The organism is Chitinophaga skermanii, assembly GCF_003259335.1.
Classification (GTDB): Bacteria; Bacteroidota; Bacteroidia; order Chitinophagales; family Chitinophagaceae; genus Chitinophaga; species Chitinophaga skermanii.
Map to the genome: position 1 here is coordinate 694,305 of NZ_QLLL01000002.1, position 21,950 is coordinate 716,254.

The 21,950-nt window shown below is 38.1% G+C and carries 25 protein-coding genes and 1 pseudogene; 5 read left to right on the plus strand and 21 right to left on the minus strand.

The window, feature by feature from the left end; genetic code table 11:
* Window positions 1-17: 17 nt before the first annotated feature.
* The 19 genes and pseudogenes from LX64_RS06940 to LX64_RS07025 all read right to left on the minus strand — a co-directional run bounded on the left by LX64_RS06940 (window position 18) and on the right by LX64_RS07025 (window position 14,121).
* Window positions 18-287, minus strand: coding sequence for a hypothetical protein (locus tag LX64_RS06940; protein WP_111596878.1), 270 nt, complete (start codon window positions 285-287; stop codon window positions 18-20).
* Between the two features lie 16 nt (window positions 288-303).
* Window positions 304-693, minus strand: a complete 390-nt coding sequence (locus LX64_RS06945; protein WP_111596879.1) for a hypothetical protein — start codon at window positions 691-693, stop codon at window positions 304-306.
* Window positions 669-1,406: an RHS repeat domain-containing protein gene (locus LX64_RS06950; RefSeq protein ID WP_148707223.1), complete on the minus strand. Its 738-nt coding sequence runs from the start codon at window positions 1,404-1,406 to the stop codon at window positions 669-671. Before LX64_RS06950 ends, LX64_RS06945 begins: the two co-directional genes overlap by 25 nt.
* 552 nt (window positions 1,407-1,958) lie before the next feature.
* Window positions 1,959-2,153, minus strand: a complete 195-nt coding sequence (locus LX64_RS06955; protein WP_148707224.1) for a class I lanthipeptide — start codon at window positions 2,151-2,153, stop codon at window positions 1,959-1,961.
* A 622-nt stretch (window positions 2,154-2,775) separates the two neighbouring features.
* Window positions 2,776-2,952 (minus strand): YrhB domain-containing protein, encoded by a 177-nt coding sequence (locus tag LX64_RS26465; RefSeq protein ID WP_211324755.1) that lies wholly within the window; start codon window positions 2,950-2,952, stop codon window positions 2,776-2,778.
* 801 nt (window positions 2,953-3,753) lie between these two features.
* The gene (locus LX64_RS06970; protein ID WP_148707225.1) at window positions 3,754-4,056 is read right to left on the minus strand and encodes a hypothetical protein; all 303 of its coding nucleotides are present in this window, start codon (window positions 4,054-4,056) and stop codon (window positions 3,754-3,756) included.
* Between the two features lie 5 nt (window positions 4,057-4,061).
* Window positions 4,062-5,525 carry an RHS repeat domain-containing protein gene (locus tag LX64_RS06975; protein ID WP_111596884.1) on the minus strand — a complete coding sequence of 488 codons (1,464 nt, stop codon included), beginning with the start codon at window positions 5,523-5,525 and terminating at the stop codon, window positions 4,062-4,064.
* Between the two features lie 315 nt (window positions 5,526-5,840).
* Window positions 5,841-6,011 (minus strand): class I lanthipeptide, encoded by a 171-nt coding sequence (locus LX64_RS26470; protein ID WP_394337180.1) that lies wholly within the window; start codon window positions 6,009-6,011, stop codon window positions 5,841-5,843.
* Between the two features lie 424 nt (window positions 6,012-6,435).
* Entirely contained in the window at window positions 6,436-7,029 is a 594-nt protein-coding gene (locus LX64_RS06980; RefSeq protein ID WP_148707226.1) for a hypothetical protein, read from the minus strand.
* Window positions 7,030-7,068: 39 nt separating this feature from the next.
* Window positions 7,069-7,629, minus strand: a pseudogene (locus LX64_RS06985) (RHS repeat-associated core domain-containing protein); the annotation flags it as partial.
* A 175-nt stretch (window positions 7,630-7,804) separates the two neighbouring features.
* Window positions 7,805-8,320 carry a hypothetical protein gene (locus LX64_RS06990; protein ID WP_111596887.1) on the minus strand — a complete coding sequence of 172 codons (516 nt, stop codon included), beginning with the start codon at window positions 8,318-8,320 and terminating at the stop codon, window positions 7,805-7,807.
* A gap of 187 nt (window positions 8,321-8,507) precedes the next feature.
* Window positions 8,508-9,530, minus strand: coding sequence for an RHS repeat domain-containing protein (locus LX64_RS06995; RefSeq protein ID WP_158538561.1), 1,023 nt, complete (start codon window positions 9,528-9,530; stop codon window positions 8,508-8,510).
* A gap of 476 nt (window positions 9,531-10,006) precedes the next feature.
* The gene (locus LX64_RS25995; protein ID WP_158538562.1) at window positions 10,007-10,180 is read right to left on the minus strand and encodes a class I lanthipeptide; all 174 of its coding nucleotides are present in this window, start codon (window positions 10,178-10,180) and stop codon (window positions 10,007-10,009) included.
* Window positions 10,181-10,452: 272 nt separating this feature from the next.
* The gene (locus LX64_RS07000; protein ID WP_148707228.1) at window positions 10,453-10,998 is read right to left on the minus strand and encodes a hypothetical protein; all 546 of its coding nucleotides are present in this window, start codon (window positions 10,996-10,998) and stop codon (window positions 10,453-10,455) included.
* A gap of 176 nt (window positions 10,999-11,174) precedes the next feature.
* Window positions 11,175-11,525, minus strand: a complete 351-nt coding sequence (locus LX64_RS07005; protein WP_111596890.1) for a DUF1493 family protein — start codon at window positions 11,523-11,525, stop codon at window positions 11,175-11,177.
* A gap of 564 nt (window positions 11,526-12,089) precedes the next feature.
* On the minus strand, window positions 12,090-12,371 hold the full coding sequence (locus LX64_RS07015) for a hypothetical protein (RefSeq protein WP_111596892.1): 282 nt from the start codon (window positions 12,369-12,371) through the stop codon (window positions 12,090-12,092).
* A 7-nt stretch (window positions 12,372-12,378) separates the two neighbouring features.
* Entirely contained in the window at window positions 12,379-12,660 is a 282-nt protein-coding gene (locus tag LX64_RS25820) for a hypothetical protein (protein WP_148707229.1), read from the minus strand.
* A 473-nt stretch (window positions 12,661-13,133) separates the two neighbouring features.
* A complete protein-coding gene (locus tag LX64_RS07020; RefSeq protein WP_111596893.1) occupies window positions 13,134-13,559 on the minus strand; it encodes a contact-dependent growth inhibition system immunity protein in 426 nt (141 codons plus the stop codon).
* Between the two features lie 316 nt (window positions 13,560-13,875).
* Entirely contained in the window at window positions 13,876-14,121 is a 246-nt protein-coding gene (locus LX64_RS07025; protein WP_111596894.1) for a hypothetical protein, read from the minus strand.
* Between the two features lie 240 nt (window positions 14,122-14,361).
* Between LX64_RS07025 and LX64_RS07030 the strand changes: the two genes are divergently transcribed.
* Window positions 14,362-14,865, plus strand: a complete 504-nt coding sequence (locus tag LX64_RS07030) for an O-acetyl-ADP-ribose deacetylase (protein ID WP_111596895.1) — start codon at window positions 14,362-14,364, stop codon at window positions 14,863-14,865.
* A 53-nt stretch (window positions 14,866-14,918) separates the two neighbouring features.
* Here the strand turns inward: LX64_RS07030 and LX64_RS07035 are convergent, their stop codons facing one another.
* Entirely contained in the window at window positions 14,919-16,214 is a 1,296-nt protein-coding gene (locus LX64_RS07035) for a M12 family metallopeptidase (RefSeq protein ID WP_111596896.1), read from the minus strand.
* Window positions 16,215-16,567: 353 nt separating this feature from the next.
* Here LX64_RS07035 and LX64_RS07040 point away from each other — a divergent pair, with 353 nt between their 5' ends.
* The 3 genes from LX64_RS07040 to LX64_RS07050 all read left to right on the plus strand — a co-directional run bounded on the left by LX64_RS07040 (window position 16,568) and on the right by LX64_RS07050 (window position 19,913).
* On the plus strand, window positions 16,568-17,638 hold the full coding sequence (locus LX64_RS07040) for an alpha/beta hydrolase (protein ID WP_245952573.1): 1,071 nt from the start codon (window positions 16,568-16,570) through the stop codon (window positions 17,636-17,638).
* Window positions 17,639-17,750: 112 nt separating this feature from the next.
* Window positions 17,751-18,809 (plus strand): linear amide C-N hydrolase, encoded by a 1,059-nt coding sequence (locus tag LX64_RS07045; protein WP_111596897.1) that lies wholly within the window; start codon window positions 17,751-17,753, stop codon window positions 18,807-18,809.
* 174 nt (window positions 18,810-18,983) lie between these two features.
* Entirely contained in the window at window positions 18,984-19,913 is a 930-nt protein-coding gene (locus LX64_RS07050) for a sugar phosphate isomerase/epimerase family protein (RefSeq protein WP_111596898.1), read from the plus strand.
* A 508-nt stretch (window positions 19,914-20,421) separates the two neighbouring features.
* Here LX64_RS07050 and LX64_RS07060 read toward each other — a convergent pair.
* A complete protein-coding gene (locus tag LX64_RS07060; protein WP_111596900.1) occupies window positions 20,422-21,408 on the minus strand; it encodes an MBL fold metallo-hydrolase in 987 nt (328 codons plus the stop codon).
* 118 nt (window positions 21,409-21,526) lie between these two features.
* Here LX64_RS07060 and LX64_RS07065 point away from each other — a divergent pair, with 118 nt between their 5' ends.
* Entirely contained in the window at window positions 21,527-21,901 is a 375-nt protein-coding gene (locus LX64_RS07065) for a winged helix-turn-helix transcriptional regulator (RefSeq protein WP_111597064.1), read from the plus strand.
* Window positions 21,902-21,950 lie beyond the last annotated feature (49 nt).

Consider the following 21,950-nt stretch of genomic DNA (forward strand, 5'->3'; position numbering starts at 1 on the left):
TACAATAACTTATACTTTTAATCGTCATTTCCATCATAGTATAGGTATTCCAAAGTCTGAATAGCTATTTCCGCAATTTCTTCTTGAGGGAATAATTGCAATTCTCCCATTATATCTTCAGATTCTTCCAAAGGAATATCAAACCCTTGATATAGTGTAATTGCCGCCTCTGTTGGTGTAGCCCCCTTTTCCTTTAATTTCAATAAAAGGTCTTGTTTTGTTAAAGCCGCAATATTAAGCGTTACTAAATATTCATAAAACTCTTTTATTCTTGGATGTATATTCATAAAGTATTATCAAAATTTATTTCGGTTTCTGATCCTTTTTTAAGTTTAAATTAATTTCTCTAGGTTTACTATTGGGAAGTTCCGAACCTTCCGGTCTTACCCGTTCAAATTTTATTTTACCTTGCTCAAAGCCATCTTTTTTTAATAAACTTTCAAATTCAGATAATAGATCCCTAAAGATAGCTGGACCAACTGCTCCCTGTGCCCTTGTTGTATTGAAGCCATCTTCAGCATATATCCCTACTTTAGATAACTCAATGCTTTTTCCTTTCACTTTAAAGTCTGCATCAAAAATAACCTTTTGATCATTTTTCATAAAGAAGCCATCTATTTTCCCCATCTTAACATCAACTAAAAGCTCCCCAGTTCCTTCTAATATCTTTATGGTACCTCCTTTAGCAAACAAACCTGCTTTTTCTTCAGGGAAAAGAGCATTACAGCTTCAAACCCTAAAGCGCCAACAGCTTCACCATCTCCATGAGCAGCCTTATCTATTAATTCTACATATTCTTTTACTATTGCTACCCCTGTCTTAACTGAAGTCATAATTTGACGCTCCAGTTGTCCGTTTCCTATATTAGGATCTGCAATAGTAGTTCGACCAAAGTCCCTATCAGAAAAGAACTCTTTAAGCACACTAGGAATATTCTGCAAATTCTCTACACTTTCTTTTGCTCGTTGAATTGCTCCTTTTGCTACATCTTTACTAAACTTCTTTAACGCAGTAGTTCCAAAAATTTTCTTCTCTAAAAATTCTGCCATGAACCATTCAAACTCTCGACCATCAAGGTCGATACCTGCTATTGGATTGTTTCCCGCAAACTGAAATGGTGTTAAATCAGGATATTTTTTCTGTAACGGATCTACAGATAAGAACTTACCTATCCGTGGGTCATATATACGCATGCCGTAGTCTATCTGATTCCCTTCACCCTTCACATCATTATCATTCTCCTTCCCATTAAACCCATAACGATAATTACTAGCAAATTTACGACCTGGCATTATCATTCCAAAAGGATAATAATCTTGAATGTTTTTTAACTCAGCCAAGTCATGGGTCATTGGAGAACCTTGTGGTAGAGCCTTATTCGAGATAACAACTAAGACATTTCCCAAATGGTTTCATAATTCATACAGTTTTAGCCCATCAGTACTCCAAACCGTGCTACTATTTATTGAAGCTGACATCAACAAAGAAGGTGTCCACATCCCCAATCTTGTACTACCATATAAATGTTGTTCGTTCCAATATATACTAGATGGTTCAGTTGGCCTATTACCGTAAACAGCTAGCGTATTACCTTGAGCATCTTTCACATACCAAGTTTTTACATATGCGCCATCCTTATAATAGCGCTTATACACTCGATTCCCTAAATTATCATAAAAATATTCAATAGTTGCTTGGTCTGAAAGTACAATTTAAGATGAAAGTATATTTACACGCAGCAGTAATAACAAACAGTGGCCTGTATACTGTTAAGTTTTGCAGGTACCTGCGTAGCACCTACTGGCTATTCAGCACCAGGCACACCACCTTTTTACATTTTTGCAGCTACTATTGAAAGCATCGTACAGTTGTAAAGTCGAAGTATCGCTTCGATCAATGCAACATTCCTTTCAACCTACAATTGCGTTTTTAACGTGAAGCTGCAATAACATCTTTACTTACACAGCGCATTTAAAGCATTTGAACTGCGTGTAAGGCACTGATTCGCAAGTTTGGTAGTACGTAATACAAACACTGCCGTGTGTATCACCAGAAGTTCCGCCGTGGAGTTCGCTTTGTTGGGCTTTATTGAGCACAGCAACAACTGATTTTTCGAAACTGAGTTTCGCAAGGGTGAGCTTCCTTTTTTTCATATGTAAGCGTTTAGAAAGCCTGGATTGGTTTTTCGGCATGTTGTGTATGGAATAGCTACCAATTAGAATCTCTGCGTAAAAACCTTGGTGTGCAATTGGTTAACTAAATAATAGCTACCAATTAGAATCTCTGCGTAAAAACCTTGGCGTGCAATTGGTTAACTAAATATTCGCTGTAATATGGGGGTTTATGCTGCAATGGGGTGGCAGTGGGGATAAGTGGTTGGGGGAATGCTAAATCATAAATACCAAAATTCAATTGGTTTTGAATCGGTATATGTAACTATGGCTAATTTCAAAAATTTCCCCTCTGAAAACTTTAAACAATATCCTTTATTTTACTTGTTATTTAAATATCATATACCCAATCTAAACTTTTAATAGTCTCGTCAAGTGCTCTTATACTTGTAACTGCAGCGGATAACAATGATAAATCCCAAAAAATAGTATCTATTCCAAACCTTCGCCGATAAGCTTCGATAAATTGAACAACTTGAAGACGAAGACAGGCAAGCACTGTACCAGATTATCGACGTTATGCCTACTAAGTTTAAGGATTTCATTCAGAAAGATTATGCTGGATTAAAGCACTTGAGAATCTTTCAAATATTTTTCAATATTCTTAAGTAGAATATGCTGTCCCAGTAATCGTTAATCTACCATTACAATTATCGATAATGATTGGGCTATTTCCACCTAGCATCTTCATCATATCTCCTGATTCAATAAATTCTTTAGATTGATAGAAAAACGTCCAGCCCAATTCAAATTCAATCGTTTCATCATCAAGTATTATCAAATTAATCTTACTTTTCTCTGATTACTCAATTAAAAATTGACTTGTAATTCCTTTAGCATCTATTAGTGACAACATAATCTTATTCCTTTCAATTGTATTGTGAAACCATAGTTGTTTATATTCACCCTCTTTCATGAGAGTATTAGGATTCATTACTCGACTACCTTTCGTCCGCTGAAAATCCAAAAACATAACAACTCCATTTTGCTTTACAACATTGAAATTATGCCCTAAATTGCCAAGCCCCTTATAACCCAGAACAACACCGTACTTCCATCCTTCATATTTTACATTTGGTCTATTATTGATTTGGGAGAATTATGAATATCCATTGTTTTTGTATTAAACCAATTCAAAAAGATAGCTAAAAAAGTAGGAGTACATGGTGCCGTCATTAGGAGATATGAACAGGATGAGGTAAACCATCCATTGAGATTGCAGCTAATATTGTGGCTGCGCTGGGAATTTCTTTGGACTACCTGGTTGGTAATACCGACTTACTTCTGGATCAGACCATCCTGAAGCGGATTATGGATACTCAAAACTAAATGACCAGAATAAAACGGATGCTTTTAAACTTCTAGATATGTTTCTACATGAAGCTAAAGCTAGACATGCTTACAAATAATAATGAACTAAAAGGACTTAATCTTTGAACTAGGGTTAAAAGATTAAGTCCTTTTAACTGTTAAATTATCTGAAGGATCAAACTAAAAAATCATTAATAAATTGAATAGTATATTCAACCTAAAATTCGGGACACTGCGAATAAATATTCTCATATCCCTCCGTAAAATTAATTCACAAGGCATATTTCATTTTAAGCTTGCCTATTTCATCAATTATATACTTTCTAGCATCATCAATATCCATTTTACCTACATCCGGAAAGTTATGTGATTTTGCATCGAAGTATTCTTCAACAAAATCAATAAATTCCCTATTAGGCAATGCTTCTTCGATGAACCTATCAATTTCGTGCATTGTTTCTGAATCCATGTAAAAGTCCGGGGATTTAACTAAATACCCATAATTATGATGGTCATTTTTCAATGCATTCTCCAAAGCATTTAAATAAACTTTAAAAAAAAATCGCTCATCCATTTTTTTTACCATTTTCTTTGACCCAATCGGTCTACTTCCAAGGGTCTATGATATCTCAAACTATTTCCCTTCCCTGTATGATAATGTGGTAAAGGAATTTCAAACTTTCTTGCTATACGAGGAATTGTTAGTTTACGTTCTTTAGCCGAAGCGCGGTCCAAAGTATGAAAATCAAATCGCGGTTTAGATCCATAATCAGTGCCCTTAGATATGGAAAATCCATTTACTCGTCCATTTTTATTCCTAAGTAGTTTTATGCCAATACCTTCTTCAAAACCTCCTCCTGAAATATGTAACCCGTTAAATTGCCCATTCTTCTGATTATAGATACGTTCGACCTTTAACGCAGGAGTATTTTTGATCATGGATATTTGAGCAGCCCAACTTATTCCAACCTCAAGTGCAACATCCGATAATAAATCGCTCCCATCTTCATAACTTGTCACCGCTCTAGCTCTACTACTATAATAGTTAACTCTAGCTAAAGGATTAAACATGAAGCTTATTGAACTTGGATCTATTCCAGAAGTGTTAACTGCGTATGATGTTTTGAATGCATTAAAAGCCTCAGCATTTGCTTCATTTCTCAACCTATTTGTAATACTGATCGGAACTGCAACCGTACCATCAGCATTAGATCCATAAATGCCTCTGGCGAAATTATCGTTATATGCACGTAATTTACCTATATAAATATCATTACCTACCTGATCAACAGTAGCGGCTCCACCTGCATTATTATAGTATTCTTTGAAGTCAGGAGTCGAATTACCAAGATTAAGTTCAATAGTTTTCCAACGGTGATCTCCTAGATATTCCCATTTGCCATCTTTGTTTCCTACCTTAGTCCCAATTACATATGTTTCATTTCCTCCTTTGCAAGTTGGGCAGTCACCATTAGGATCATTAAGTATGATTGGCTTATTGTCGAATACCGAATAGGGGCTTAAATCGGAAAATACAACAGGGTCAACATTCCATCTCCTTCCTATCCTACTATCATATTCCCAGAACTGAGCAGTGTAATTGTTCTCTCCTACCTCTGTCGATTTCTCTTGCCCATTAAACCCATAACGATAATTATTAGCAAATTTACGACCTGGCATCATCATTCCAAAAGGATAATAATCTTGAACGCTTTTTAACTCAGCCAAGTTATGGGTCATTGGAGAACCTTGTGGTAAAGCCTTATTCGAGATAACAACTAAGACATTTCCCAAATGGTTAGATAATTCATAAAGTTTTAGCCCATCAGTACTCCAAACCGTGCTACTATTTATTGAAGCTGACATCAACAAAGAAGGTGTCCACATCCCCAATCTTGTACTACCATATAAATGTTGTTCGTTCCAATATATACTAGATGGTTCCGTTGGTTTATTACCGTAAACAGCTAGCGTATTACCTTGAGCATCTTTTACATACCAAGTTTTTGTATATACGCCATCCTTATAATAGCACTTATACACTCTATTCCCCGAATTATCATAAAAATAATCAATAGTTGCTTGGTTTGCAAGTACAATTTAAGATGAAAGTATATTTACACGCAGCAGTAATAACAAACAGTGGCCTGTATACTGTAAAGTTTTGCAAGTACCTTCGTAGCACCTACTGGCTATTCAGCACCAGGCACACCTCCTTTTTACATTTTGCAGCTACAATTGAAAGCATCGTACAGTTGTAAAGTCGAAGTATCGCTTCGATCAATGCAACATTCCTTTCAACCTACAATGGCGTTTTTAACGTGTGGCTGCAATAGCACCATTACTTAAACAGCGCATTTAAAGCATTTGAAACTGCGTATAAGGAACTGATTCGCAAGTTTGGTAGTACGAAATACAAACACTGCCGTGTGTACCACCAGAAGTTCCGCCGTGGAGTTCGCTTTGTTGGGCTTTATTGAGCACAGCAACAACTGATTTTTCGAAACTGAGTTTCGCAAGGGTCTTTATTTCATATGTAAGCGTTTAGAAAGCCTGGATTGGGTTTTCGGCGTGTTGTGTATGGAATAGCTACCAATTAGAATCTCTGCGTAAAAACTTTGGCGTGCAATTGGTTAACTAAATATTCGCTGTAATATGGGGAATTATGCTGCAAAGCGTGACAGTGTAGATGAGGGGTTTGAGGGAAAGCTTATGATCGAAATACTTTGACATTACAAGTAGCTTACTCAAACTCTATGACGTTATCAATATAACGAAAGCTTAAAACAAAAAAATATTGCTTAAGCTTTCGTTATATTGATAATACTAGATGGTACTGTTACATATTCATCTAACTTAATAACATAAAATTAAACTTACAACCTCTTACGAGGTTTGGCATCGTATAGCACTAATAATATCTAATACCTTTTTAAAATAAAACTCTAATTTACTATAATCTCCAAATCCTAGCTGGGAAATTTAAATTCAGGAAACAATTAGCACTAGCCTTCATTTCTTCTTTAAACTCCTTAATTTTCCATTCCAATGCTTCTTGATTTGGGAATTTAGTTTCTGTCCAATTCAACTGGTTACCGCGTTTAGTAAAATGATATAAACTTAAGCCATTTAAAACTTTAAAAGTAATATATAATTCAGTTTGTATTAAATAACACATACTACCATCATTCCAAAAGTAAAATTTAACCAATCCCACTTCGTCACCACCATCGTCTAGGGCCGGACTTTCTAACATCATTGGAATTGAATCTTTATAGGCTAACTTAATTTTCATACCATTAGATTGCCGTTCCACTATTAAGTAGCTTCCAGTATCAGCAGCCAACATCCTTGCGTACATTGCTTCTGGAAATGTCATCGTATCAGTCCTCTCTTTATTAATAATGTCATTTGAATGCAAGCTACTGTCCTTAACTTGGACGTTACTAAGCGTACTATCTTTTGACTCGTTACTATTTCTTGAGTTAGTGCATGAAAAGAATACACTTGAAATTAATATAATCACCAATACCGGAGGTCTTAACATATTTTTTGTTTAATATATCACTATTTTGTTTCTTTATTTCTAGGATCCTGATCCGATAGTGGCCACATATCTGTCCCCGTAATCCAAATAATAATCAGGTGCTTCAGGCTGCCATGACCAAAGATCATCCATTAGCGTCTGACGTATATCAAAGTCATTATCTCTCCACTTATAGTAGTTAGTTGTTCCTAATATTCCAGGCGGCGTAGGTGTAGGTTTCAAATCGCCTCCTCTATAATTGATTTTTGTTGCGGAAATCACTTGACTTGTTCGCTTTATACTTTCACTTGTTACTATTCTCTGTACGTAATGAACTTGTCCATTTTGTACGGGTGCTGCACCTTCATCCCAAACGAATGAACTACTCATAACGTTTCCCTTTCCGTCAAATGATTGAGTTAAGACGTAAGTTTCCAATCCGTCTATATCTATAGCATCAATAGGTCGATTACTTGCAAATTGGTAGGGTGTTAGCTCCGGGTAACTCTTTGAAATCGGATCCATACTCAAAAACCTACCTATCCTCGGATCATAAACTCTCATTCCATAACCCTGCTGATTACCTTCTCCTTTGATTTCGTTGTCGTTTTCCTTACCGTTAAACCCATAACGATACCTTCTCTCTCCTCATTTTAGTAATTTGCAAACTAAAACCAAGTGGTCGAAGGATAAAGTTAGGGTTACCTAGCATTCGACATTCCTTGGTGAACAATTTACGCGCGTTTTCCAGTACATGCCGAATAGCTCGAGCTACACCGTATATCCCCTATATAAATTATTTACCAATATGTTCTTCAAAAATTTTGATACAACTGTTCCATGTAAAAGGTCCAATAAAAATCACTCTATTTGTATCCTTATTATTGATGCTAATACACCATAATGGTAATAACTTTACCTTAGTTTCCTTAAAAAGTACACTCTCACAATCTTCATTTTCTTTACATAGTTTAAAAGAATTTGTTTCAATATAATACCAGCCCGTAATTACTCTACCATCGGGAAAGGCCTTAACTGCTGCTACTCTACCACTTAGTAACCATAAAACCAATACAAGCGACAATACTAACAAGTTTCTTGTACTAAATTGTCGAAACACTAACACAGTCATACCTAAATATCCAATAAAAAAAATGATAGTATATAATTGATTAACATCTGATATAATAGATGAATAAGCAGCACTTTCTCTTGTAAATAATATTTTTATATCATTTAAAAATATCATTATAGTACCTATTAACATACACAATGCAATAAGTATAATGCTTGTTTTTATAATTAGTTTCATAAATATGCTATTTGCCAGGCACTGAAAGATTTAAACCTGATGGAATTGTACTATTTTTTCTTTGATCTGGATTAACCAGTGGTTTCCCATTTTCGACTAATGTAGAAGATGTAGAACCTTCAAATGAAAGAATATTATTATACCCTTGACTAACCAAACGGTCTCAAATTTGATCTAACGTAAAGCCTTATTTCCCGTTTTGTTGTGATACAATAATCCAATCATTAGTTTTTGAATTAAATCCTAATATGGTTTTGCCGACTGCCGCATCATTTTGCCCTGCATAAACACCATTACTTTTCTGCTTCAGATATTTCCAATCTGCTGGATCAACCCAACCTTTGGCACCTATTTTTTTTACACGGTCTGGAGCGTTATCCGTAAATACATTTTCTTCTCCAAATTTCAATCCATTAATAACTATTGGAGTACCCCCACCAATGCCAAACGTCACATCCTTAGGCACATCTCCATACCCTGTCGACCATGTCCCATCTTTATTATGCGATATGTGAAATGTCTTATCAGCAGATCTACCGGATATTACCTGACCATGAGCAACGTTTTGTCCTTGAGGAGTGTAATCGCTAGATGGTTGAAGAGTTTTTGCATAATAATAATCGATGGAACTTTTATAATCAAACATTTGTGTATTAATGGAAAAATCATGCCGAGGGAAATCCATTGTCGCTTGAGTAAAATACTCAGTTGATTTCCGTTGTATAAATCTGAAATCAATATTTTTTAAGGCTACGAAGTATGTGTTTTTCTCAATGCTTATTGTTGCTTCTAGACCATCTAAATCAATTGCAGAAATAGGGCTATTACTAGCAAACTGGTAAGGAGTTAGTTCCGGATATTGTTTAGTAATTGGATCCACACTCAAAAACTTCCCTATCCTCGGATCATACACCCGCATCCCATAATCCTGTTGATTTCCCTCTCCCTTTACCTCATTATCATTATCATTCTCCTTCCCATTAAACCCATAACGATAAGTATTAGTAAATTTACGACCTGGCATCATCATTCCAAAAGGATAATAATCTTGAACGCTTTTTAACTCAGCCAAGTTATGGGGCATTGGAGCACCTTGTGGTAAAGCCTTATTCGAGATAACAGCTAAGACATTTCCCAAATGGTTACATAATTCATACAGTTTTAGCCCATCAGTACTCCAAACCGTGCTACTATTTATTGAAGCTGACATCAACAAAGAAGGTGTCCACATCCCCCGTCTTGTACTACCGTATAAATGTTGTTCGTTCCAATATATGCTAGATGGTTTCGTAGGCCTATTACCGTAAACAGCTAGCGTATTACCTTGAGCATCTTTTACATACCAAGTTTTTGTATATGCGCCATCCTTATAATAGCGCTTATACACTCGATTCCCTAAATTATCATAAAAATATTCAATAGTTACTTGGTCTGCAAGTACAATTTAAGATGAAAGTATATTTACACGCAGCAGTAATAACAAACAGTGACCGGTATACTGTAAAGTTTTGCAAGTACCTGCGTAGCACCTACTGGCTATTCAGCACCAGGCACACCACCTTTTTACATTTTTGCAGTTATTATAGAAAGCATCGTAAAGTTGTAAAATCGAAGTATTGCTTCGATAAATGCAACATACCTTTCAACCTACAATGGCGTTTTTAACGTGAAGCTGCAATAGCACCTTTACTTACACAGCGCATTTAAAGCATTGAACTGCGTATAAGGCACTGATTCGCAAGTTTGGTAGTACGAAATACAAACACTGCCGTGAGTATCACCAGAAGTTCCGCCGTGGAGTTCGCTTTGTTGGGCTTTATTGAGCACAGCAACAACTGATTTTTCGAAACTGAGTTTCACAAGGGTCTTTATTTCATATGTAAGCGTTTAGAAAGCCTGGATTGGGTTTTCGGCGTGTTGTGTATGGAATAGCTACCAAGTAGCATCTCAGCGTAAAAACCTTGGTATGCAATTGGTTAACTAAATATTCGCTGTAATATGGGGGGGGCTGTTGCAATAGGATGGTAGTGGGGATGAGTGATTTTTCAGGGGGCTACAACCTAAAAATAAAAAAACCAATTACAGTTAATTAAACTAATTGTAATTGGCTCTATTTAGCAGTAATGTAAACGTTACTCTAACGTGCTAGTCTTTTGCAATAACCTTACTCTATTCTCATAAACTTCTGTAATACAATTTGTAATTCCACAACTGTTCAATGTATGAATATAATAGCTATTATCAATAAAAAAAGCATTTCCTCGTCCATCAGAAGCCTCTCCTAGATTATAATTATATATTGCATAAAGAGAATACCTGTTTACAATAAAAATAAATTGATACGAGATATAGCCTTTTTCAAATAATTTCTCCTTAGAAATTATTAATGAGCTTTGAACCAAATTACCATAAATATCGTATATCCTTTTTACACTATCCGCACTAATAATAAATTCGTTCTCGCGACTTATTATCTTAAGTGCATTTTTCTCATTCATAGTAAGCGTGTCATACTTGACTAATTTATTTTCTAGGTTTGAAGCAACGCTATCTAATAGCTGGCTTTGTGGACTTTTACCACCACTTAACGTACCTAGATCAGATGGTATGTTTCTTTCTTTATTTTGACAGGATGTCATTATAAAGATTACATTGCATAGAATAATGATTTTTTTCACAAAATTAATTTTTCTTGTTTTCTCCCAATTCCTTTTTCTTTCTAACGATACTACTAACTCCTCCTTTAGTAATTTGCTCATCTTTATTTGCATCAAGCCCTCTATTCTGCTTGTACTCAAATGTTTCAAATAGTTCTCCATCCTTATTAAGCTTATACTTATTAAACAAAACGTGATCACAATCTATCATTAATTACTTCAGGATCAAACCATTTTCCTCTATCAACTACCCTTTTTAGATGTTTAATATTAAAAGTCTTCGATGGCAACTTATCCCTTTTAAATAGCGCATACAATAGCGATCGAAAAATGTTCGAAAGTTCACTTTCAGAAAGAAAATACCTACTGTAATCAAACGATTCCAACGAAAAGTCAAACTTTATTGCCAAATCCTCCATCAATGTTGCAGCATCAATTCCATTGATCCCTAAGTCATCAAAAATTATGCTTTCTTCAGATAAATCTATTCCTCCACATTTTGAACTGATATATGCAATTAACTCGTTTATCTGTATTTCCTTTCTCATATTTATGGATTCTAGTACATTAATTTTGGATCATAAGTCGAAAATGGGCTACTAATTGAAGTGTTAAAATTTAAAGCACCCAATACCCCAGCACCTGCTGTATTCAACCACCCTATCCTGATGATGCTATTTCAAAAATGTACATAAAAAGATGAAGACCAACTGACTTAGGAGGAGATTTCGGGGCTATAATTTCTGTTACTGATAGCAGTAAAATTAGCGCCTTACTTTTTTAGCTTAAATCCCTTCGCCGCAAAATAAGCAGGTAATAAAATTACCAGTAGCCCTATAACCCAAAAAAACAGGGAAGGAAATGAGTTTATATAAAGCATTGAAGGGTAGTTAGGGGGATCAAGAATGAGCAAATATTCTACACTACCTCCAAATAATGAGGATAGAAAAGCTATTATACCTGGCAACCAACCAGCATTTGAATCTGCTCGTTTTCTATTTACCAGGTATGAAAGACCTCCAACTAAACACCCTACTATGTATTTTATAAACCATAAAGAGGTATCCCCGAATAAAAAAGAAAGCAACCCTGTAAAATAAATGATGATCCGATTACCAATAGCCAATCCCTACTAATGGAAATAAATCACTTCTCTTTCTATATTTTTTTATATACACAAAAACAAGCACAATAGACAAAAGCACTTTTATAAAAAAATCATATTCCCTCAATATTCCAATGTATGCACGTACATTATTATTAATAAACGTTATTAGGTTTCCTATTGAAAGATAAAGGAAAATTAAACACGCTAACGCAATGATGATGAGCGAGAAAATCCCAGGGCGTTTCTTCTCTACCTTATAGCCTTTCGATGAGTTTTCTGATTTCATGACAATATTATTTTGAAACTGGCACTCTAAAAGTTATTCCACTATCTGTATATTTATCTTTACCGTCTCCATTCTGAATTAAAATTGTTTTATCTCTTATTAATAAAGCGGAGTCAGAACCATCAAATGACAAGGCGTTTGTAAATCCATTCTTTGACAGATAATTACGATATGAGTCCATACGATAACCATGAATACCATCCAAATGGCTGCTACCGTAAAGGTGCGTTTCGGTCTGACGCATCAACCCACAATTCACAGCAGCATCACCCATTACAGAGATACTCATTACATTATCCGTAGCATCATGGATGTAGCAGGCTTCAACGCCATTTACTATATTACTGATGCGGTTACCTGATACATCATATAAATATTTTATGAGCCGTTTACCTGTGCGCTAAATTTCATTGTCTATACTTTCTCTTGCTATGCTTAATGCTACTGCCAATCGTATTCTGTCTGTTCTTGACCGCTTGAACTCATACTGGTCAATAGTTTGCTGTTCAAAACTTTCGACTATGCCACTAAGTCTATCTATTTCAATCATTACAATTATATCATCATTTACTAGGCAAGTGTAAACATCGGCTTCTTGTTCAGGTATCCAATCTAAAATATACGCCGTATAAATCCTGGATATTTATTTTTCAGACATAGCAACAAAGGGCTTTTATAGCTGAAAATCGTTTGTTGTGATTGAATCAATTCTTTTCTAAATTGTTGTTCAGTTAGGCTACCAATTAATTTCATCACTATTATCTATTTACGCAAGGGGTATAATATTCGAAATTTATCATATTGTATATGGATTTCTTTAAGGGTATTTTTATCTATATCTAGCCCTGGGAGTAATAGAATATTAGCTTCCATTAAGCTCATCAATTCTTCCCAATTCTTTTTATGTGCCAACCAATAATCATCCTTAGTTTGCAGTACTGTTTTTAACAAATCGCCTGGATAGTATTTCGCTTCAATCCCTATGCCTAGCTTTAACAATTCGATAGCTAATGGCAAAGTATATTCCAAGCCTACTTCTTGACCAATAGCGGTCATGATTTCCCAAGGCAATAAATCTGTCAATTTTTTCTTCCTAAGCGCATGTACATCGCTTACTAACTTTGTCGGGAAGTCAATATCTTGCCAATAATTATTTTCTAAAGCTTCAATACTAATATCTACATTCATAATTATCAAATGGTGTAAGAGAATTGAAATAATTAGTGTTTAACATTTTTTTGATTGGCCTTTTTATATTATCCATTATCACTTCTTGTACTACAATTAAGCCATACTCAATTAGATTTTCTTCGTCTTGAATTTCTTGACTTAACCTTACTGGATCATATAAGCGAGTCGATACCTATTCCCATTTTGCAATTCCACCAATACATGTCCAATATAGCCTCCGACTTTCATTTCTAATAATTCTCGTTCAGATATGGGATAAATAAATCCAATTTTTGTATTCTCAAGTTCCATAAGATAGTTTTGATAGATAAGGCTATTTAGGCAACGATTCCAATCGCTCTAAACAACAAGGGTATATACCATTATCCCAACCCTCATACAATGCATGAGGAGGAATCATGTGCATTACTATGCCCTTTACCTTATAATATTCACCTTCAGCATGTAAAATCTCCCCAATAGTAATAAACTTCATATCGTCTACCTTTACTTTCGCCATCAGGCCGATTGAGTATTGTTCAATTTCCAAGATTTTTACATCCCTTATTGTATTGTGCATTTCAAAAAATTACGTTGTTCTTTGCTAATATGCCCATGCAATTACCACCCCAAACAAGCTATCAACCCGTTCAAATCAATCATCCCAATCATGCAAATATTTCCAGTTGCTTTTCGCCCACGTACCGGGCTGTGAAGATGTTGGCATACTATGCATCGCTTTTGGCATATAATTAGGTGCATTAAAAATAATAAAAAATATAAATCCTTTAGCTTTGTTTTACAAAAAAATTCACGCAACATGATTACACTCCAACAAGGCGATATCACCAAGGTAAAGGTGGATGCTATCGTAAATGCGGCCAACTCCTCCCTATTAGGTGGCGGCGGTGTAGATGGTGCTATTCACCGTGCTGGGGGAAATGCTATCTTAGAAGCATGTGTGAAAATTAGGAATAAGCAAGGTAGCTGCAAAACCGGTGAAGCGGTAATTACAACGGGCGGCAACCTGCCTGCAAAGTTTGTTATTCATACCGTAGGACCCGTATGGAATGGTGGTAACAACAACGAACCCCAATTACTCGAAAATGCCTACCGCAATAGTTTGCAACTCGCTGTAGATAATAACCTACAATCTGTTGCATTTCCTAATATCAGTACCGGCATCTACCATTTTCCAAAAGAAATTGCTGCCGATATTGCCGTTACAGCAGCGAAAGATTTCTTAATGAAACATCCCGAAATGGATATTACATTCGTGTGTTTCGACAAAGAGAATTACGACCTCTACAATGCATTATTATAAAAAATTCCCCGGTGTATACAACCGGGGAATTACAACAAATAAGCAATAGAACATTACTCACCACAATTCTTCACAAACGCCCACGGCCCCCAAGTATCTGCCTGGTTAGGTGCGGTACCTTGTATCCACCATTTATTAGAGAATACTTTTCCTTGGTAACTTACCTGGATACCCGGTGTAGCATACACCTGCGTAGCACTCCATGCTGGAATACCACTGCAAGCGGTTGTATCTGTACCACCCGTTACCGTTACGTTTACCGACGATGATGTACCCGTTACGCTCAAGTTATCATAGGCTACAACCTTTAATGCGTAAGAGCCGGCCGCAACCCCGGTCCATGTAAACGAATACGGGCTCGTAGCATCCTCTCCTAACTTGGTAGCACCATTGTAGAATTCTACTTTACTAACTGTACCGTCAGTATCAGCAGCCGTTGCATTAATAATTATGCTTGCAGGTGCGGCATAAGATGCATTGTTTACAGGCGCTGTAATACTTGCCGTTGGTGCGGCATTACCCACCGTGCCATACATAGCGGTAATAGTGGCCTTATCACCGGCAGATAAACCGGTACGCTGGCCCGTAAATGTAGATCCATCTAACTTGGTAATGGTAGCCAAGTTATTTGCGGAAAATGTATACGAACCGTATAACATAATCGATCCAAAATCAAAAGCTCCATTGTCGAAACCACTACTGTACTTGTTAAAATTATGTTCTTTACCGCTCTCGATGTTGGCATAATTGATAACGACATACGCATCACGATCGGCCCGTGTTTGCTCATGTAATAGGCCCATGGTATGACCAATTTCGTGGATCGTATTACCATACGTACAGTTATCCGCCAAGTTCACGGTTTGTCTACCGCCTACCATGCCAATGGTAGCAGAACAACCTGTAGAATTCATAAACTCTACATAGTTAGCTTCTGTTGTACGCGGGGTAAAACGTACAATGGTGTTCGACTCCCAATAAGCAATCGCGTTTAGAATAGTCGTGCGCTTAGTAGCCGAAATCGCGCTGTTAATTGTGTAATATACAACCGCGCCTGGCCAATACTTCGAAATAATACCGGCACCTTCTGTTTGCGGGGTTTCACCGGGTGAATCAAACATAATGTCGCCTTCAAAAACGCGCAAGCCATCAATACGCTCTACCGCCATGGCCGAACCATTTAAATAGGCTGTAACAACTTCGCCCTTACGACCGGGGAAAGCGCGTTCAGAGTCTGTTGATGTGGGTGTTGGGGGCGTGTCTTGTTGGTTTTTGGAACACGAAGAGAATAGCAGGCCTGCAAGCAATACGCTTGTGGCCCATGCTGCATGGGTTGTACGTGCAGTCATTGGGAGTTTTTTAATGGTTGATGAAATGTATATCGACGTTGAACTTAATAAGAAATTATCATATTACATAACTCATTTTTATTATGTATGATTTACAGGTAATTAGCAAACAACTTCTTTCAATTTATCTTGTAAGGTCGTAAAAAAGATTTCTTTAGGAGTCATTCCACAAAGCAGCAATTATACAATTCAAAACATCGTATCTCTCTTGATGCCCCCATGCAACCCCAGTAATTTTACACTTCCGTTTAAGTATTCATTATTCCATACAAGTAATTGATCTCGCATTGCAGTAATAACTGCAACAGGAGTCACCATGCTTGTACGCACACAAACATTTATAATTATAGCTCATGAAAAAAGTTTTCCTTAGCGCCGGTATCATTATGTCGCTTATGGCTTGCAACAATGCATCCCAAGAAAGCAATCACAACACTACTAAAACATCTGCCCCTGAAGTTGTAGCCTACGACAAAGATCCCCGCCTCGACAGCTACACGCAAAATTTCTTACACGCCCTTAACACCGGCGGCGGTAAACCCCTCGAAACATTAACACCTGTAGAAGCCAGGGCAGTATTAGTAAATGCACAAGCGGGTGCCACAGTGGATTATAGTGGTATCGACGAGTTCGAAAAAACGATCCAAGCCGATAGCTTTACCATTAAATTAAACGTAGTTCGTCCTGCCGGCGTTAAAGGTAACTTACCTGTATTCGTATTTATCCATGGCGGTGGCTGGGTATTGGGCGATTATCCTACACACAAACGCATGGTACGCGACTTAGCGGTTTTAACGGGTTACAGCGGCGTATTTATCAATTACACCCCAACGCCTGGTAAGAGGTACCCTACACAAATCAATGAAATCTACGCTGCCACTAAATGGATCGCCGAACATGGTGAAGCGTTGAATGTAGATGGTAAAAACATGGCAATTGTTGGTAATAGCGTGGGCGGTAATATGAGTACCATTACTGCTATGCGTGCAAAAGCTGAAAATGGTCCGGCTATTAAAGCGCAAATTTTGTTCTGGCCTTTGGTGAATGCTGATACGAATGATCTTTCTTACCAAGAATTCGGTAAAGATCGTTTCTTAACCACCAGCCTCATGAAATGGATGTATGGTTTGTATGCCGATTCTTCTCAACTATTCGATCCATATATATCACCATTACAAGCATCACTCGATCAATTAAAAGGCTTACCACCTGCATTAATTATTACCGCTGAGAATGATATTTTACGGGAAGAAGGTGAGGCGTATGGACGTAAATTGGACTCTGCCGGTGTACAAGTAACTACCACTCGTTACCTTGGTCAAATCCACGATTTCGGTTTATTAAATGCCTTAGCCAACTCGCCTGCCACACGTTCTGCTTTCTTGCAAGCAGCAGCAGAGTTGAAGTTGCATTTAAAGAAGTAAGGATAAATATATGCATGAAGGGTTTGCTGGTTGACCAGCAAACCCTTTTTTACTTTCCCCGAACTTATTCTAATTGTGGCTGTTATGAAAGTGTAACTATAAATCGTAAGCAATGAAAACAGTTAAGTACATCGCCGCATTGTGTAGCGGTTTCTTATTATTACTCATCGCATTCCCCACTTCTAAAGCCTGCACGCGTGTTGTATATAAAGGATTAGACGGTTTAGTATTGACGGCCCGGTCAATGGATTGGAAATCCGATATTCAGTCTAACCTATGGATCTTTCCCCGCGGCATTACACGAAATGGCGAAGTAGGTGCCAATTCGGTGAAGTGGACATCTAAATATGGTAGTGTAATTGTAACCGGCTATGATATTAGTACCACCGATGGTATGAACGAAAAAGGTTTAGTAGCGAATATTTTGTGGCTGGTTGAATCTGAATACCCCGTTCGCGACGAGTCTAAACCCGGTATGAGCATCGCCATTTGGGCTCAATATGTGCTCGACAACTACGCCACGGTAGCTGAAGCGGTAGCAGCTTTGAAAAATGAACCCTTCCAAATTGTTACCGACAATGTACCCGGCGAATTACGCACCGCCACCTTGCACATGTCGCTCTCCGATAAACATGGCGACAATGCTATTTTCGAATACATCAAAGGGAAATTGGTGGTACACCACGATACTGCGTACAATGTAATGACCAACTCCCCCATCTTCGAAAAACAATTAGCCTTAGATGAATACTGGCGAGAAATTGGCGGCACCGTGATGTTACCAGGTACAAACCGGGCAGCAGATCGTTTCGTACGTGCTTCGTTCTATGCTGAATCAACACCCAAAACAGCCGATATGCACGTTGGCGTAGCTTCTATGTTCAGTGTAATCAGGAGCTGTTCTACCCCCTTAGGCATTTCAACACCCGATCAACCCAATATCTCCTCTACCCGCTGGCGCATTGTAGCCGATCATAAGAACCTCGTGTACTTCTTCGAGTCGACCATGACACCGAATACCTTCTGGGTAAACTTTAAAAACGTTGACTTCTCCCAAGGGGCCCCTATTAAAAAGTTGAGCGTAGCTAACCATGAAACCTACGCAGGAGATGCTTCGAAGAACTTTGTCGCCTCCAAACCATTTGCCTTCCTTGGCACCAACCACAAATAAGCAAATACTTACAAGCGCCGGTGAAATAACCCGGCGCTTTTGTTTTCATATTCCAATTAACCCGCCCATCTTACCACTCATAAAAGCAAGCCAACAAGCATTGGAATAAATCAGCTCGATTTACTATTTTGTTCTCATTGTTTTTCTATCCATATAAAATCCAAATTCCACACTATGCAAATATCCAGGAGAAATTTCTTGCTCAGCGGCTCTTTGGCTCTCGCAGGCACCGCCCTCATGCCACGTTCCTTATCGGCTATGGCAAAGGCTAAAGATGTATTAAGCATTCAATTGTATTCCGTTCGCGCCGATATGAAACAAGATCCACTCGGCACTTTGAAAAAAGTAGCGGAAATGGGCTACAAGAATGTAGAACATGCCAACTACATTAACCGTAAATTCTATGGCTGGACCGCCCAAGAGTTCAAAAAAGTATTAGCCGACCTTGGTCTTTCTATGCCTAGCGGCCATACTGTAATGGGCAAACAACACTGGGATGCCGATAAAAAAGACTTTACAGATGCTTGGAAATACACCGTGGAAGACGCCGCTGTATTAGGCCAGAAATTCGTTATCAGCCCATGGCTCGACGAAAGCCTTCGCCAAAACATCGACGATTTCCTCCGCTACATGGAAGTATTCAACAAAAGCGGCGAACTCTGTAAAAAATCAGGCATGAAGTTCGGTTACCATAACCACGACTTTGAATTTAGTCAACAGTTGAACGGCCAAAAAGTATTCGACCTCATCCTTCAAAATACCGATCCTACTTTAGTAGCCCAACAACTCGACATTGGTAACATGTACCACGCCGGTGGCATTGCCTTGGATATCATCAAAAAGTACCCTAACCGCTTCGAATTAATGCACGTAAAAGACGAGATTAAAACAGCAGGTAAAGGCGAAATGGGTGGCCACGGTGGTGGTTATGAAAGTACAGTACTCGGTAAAGGTATCATTCCTATTAAGGAGATCATCGAAATTGGTAAGAAATCGGGTGGCACTAAGTATTTTGTCATCGAACAAGAATCTTACCAAGGTATCAGCCCATTGGATTGTATCCAGCAAGATTACGCAGTGATGAAAAAATATGGTTTTAAATAAATCGAAAAGGGCCCTATAAAAAGGCCCTTTTTTGTTATCTTTCCTATGCATTGAATGCCCTTTGCAATAAACGCAAATCGCCCTTCGCGGCATTAATCCGTATTTCCTGCATCCAAAGTTTAGTAAAAGGCATATTGTTCCCCGTATCTTGAAACTTTGTTCTAAAAGTCATTCCCTGTGATTTTTCCGCGCTTGAAATGTACAAAGCCTTTGACTTCCCTTTGACTTCCCTTTAACGAGCCTTTGAAATGCCTTTGAAAAGCCTTTAACGACCCTTTGAAAGACTTGGACTTGCCTTTGAAAGACTTTGACTTCCCTTTAAAAGACTTATACGAGCCTGTACTGAGTAGGTAATTTTCAGCTATGTACAAAGTAGTTTTCATGTAATTTCAAAGTAATTCCATGTGATTTCCATGTGATTCCATGTAATTACATCGTATTGGGATCGTATGTAGATAGTATTTTACCTATTATTCACCTAGTAATACCTTTTAATTGGCGCATGAAACTAGCTAACTGGGTAGGCAAATACTTCGGGTACCCATTCGAAGGTAGTACCCTTACTGCGAACATGCCCGGTACCGGGCCAAGGTAAATGGTAAGCGAAAATTGGCGTTTTAGAGGCCGTAAGCTTCGCTAAAACTGCTCGGCGGGTACGAGTAGCCAATTCGAGGTCGGTATCGCCGTTAAAGCCCCATTCTGGGTGTTGTACAGATAGAATATCGGAATGGATTAAATCGGCAAGGTGAACTATACGCTCGTTTGCCGAGAAAATATGCGTGATGGTATGACCCGGGGTATGGCCGGGTGCGATTTCTAGCTGAACACAATCCCACAGTTGGGTACCATTTTCGAAGAGGTGTAAGCGGTTACCCAAGGTGCGAATAACCTGCTGCGTGTTCTGCGTGAACGTTTTAAGCAATTTCTTGTCTTGGAACTTGGACTTGGAGAAATCCTGTTCTGCCGCCATCCAAAACGCATGCTCGATCCTCGATAGGTGTACTTGCGCATTGGGGAACACTAATTGTCCATCTTTCACCAACCCGCCAATATGATCGGGATGTGCATGGGAAATGATAATTTGAGTAACCGCTTCCTTTTGAATACCTGCATCGGCCATCGACTGTAACATCCAACCCGAGGCTTCGCCAAAACTGCCACCTGTACCTGTATCGATTAGTATGAACTCCTTGCCTTTTTGGATAAGGAGGATATTCATACTCAAATCCATTGCTTTCGTAGACCGGAACGATTGTTCCAATAACGCATGCTCTGCCCGCTCGCTGCCATTCGGGAAATTAGGTTGAATGGGGGCTAAACGGATGTAACCATCTGTAATAATGGTTAATGATAGGTCGCCAAGTTTGAATTTGTGATAGGGCCTTGTGGGTGCTGTTATCATCTTCCTTCCCACTGCTCTAGACCAACTATTCGCAAAAGGAATCGTGCCTACACCCAATAAAGCCAAGCCTTTTAATAGTGCTCTTCTTTCCATAGCTACTTTAATTTCTCGCAAAGCTATCCCTGTACTATCTTTATAACAAGTAGGTACTTATTTGTATCCTACGTACCAAAAGGATACTATTATTGATAACCAAGGAGAAAAAATTAGTATGCAAGCGAAAATTCAAGATGTACAACCCATTTGCGCGGTAGATTATGCTTTTAGAAGAATAGGTGGCAAGTACAAAGGGCGGCTACTCTGGTACTTGCATAATCACCAAGTACTTCGCTACGGCGAACTCCGCCGTTCCATTGTAGATATTACCCCGAAAATGCTGACCCAAACACTCCGCGAGTTGGAAGAAGATGGCCTTATTCACCGCGAGGTATACCACGAGGTGCCACCGAAGGTAGAATATAGGTTAACAACAGTAGGCCAAGAGCTGGTGCCTTTTATAGAACATCTGCGCGATTGGGGTATGCAACAAATGCGCAAAGAAAATATCCCGATGATTGGCGATACTAATTGCATTACAAACGACTAGCCATAAACGCGAAAGAGGATGCCCAATACCAGGCATCCTCTATATTTCT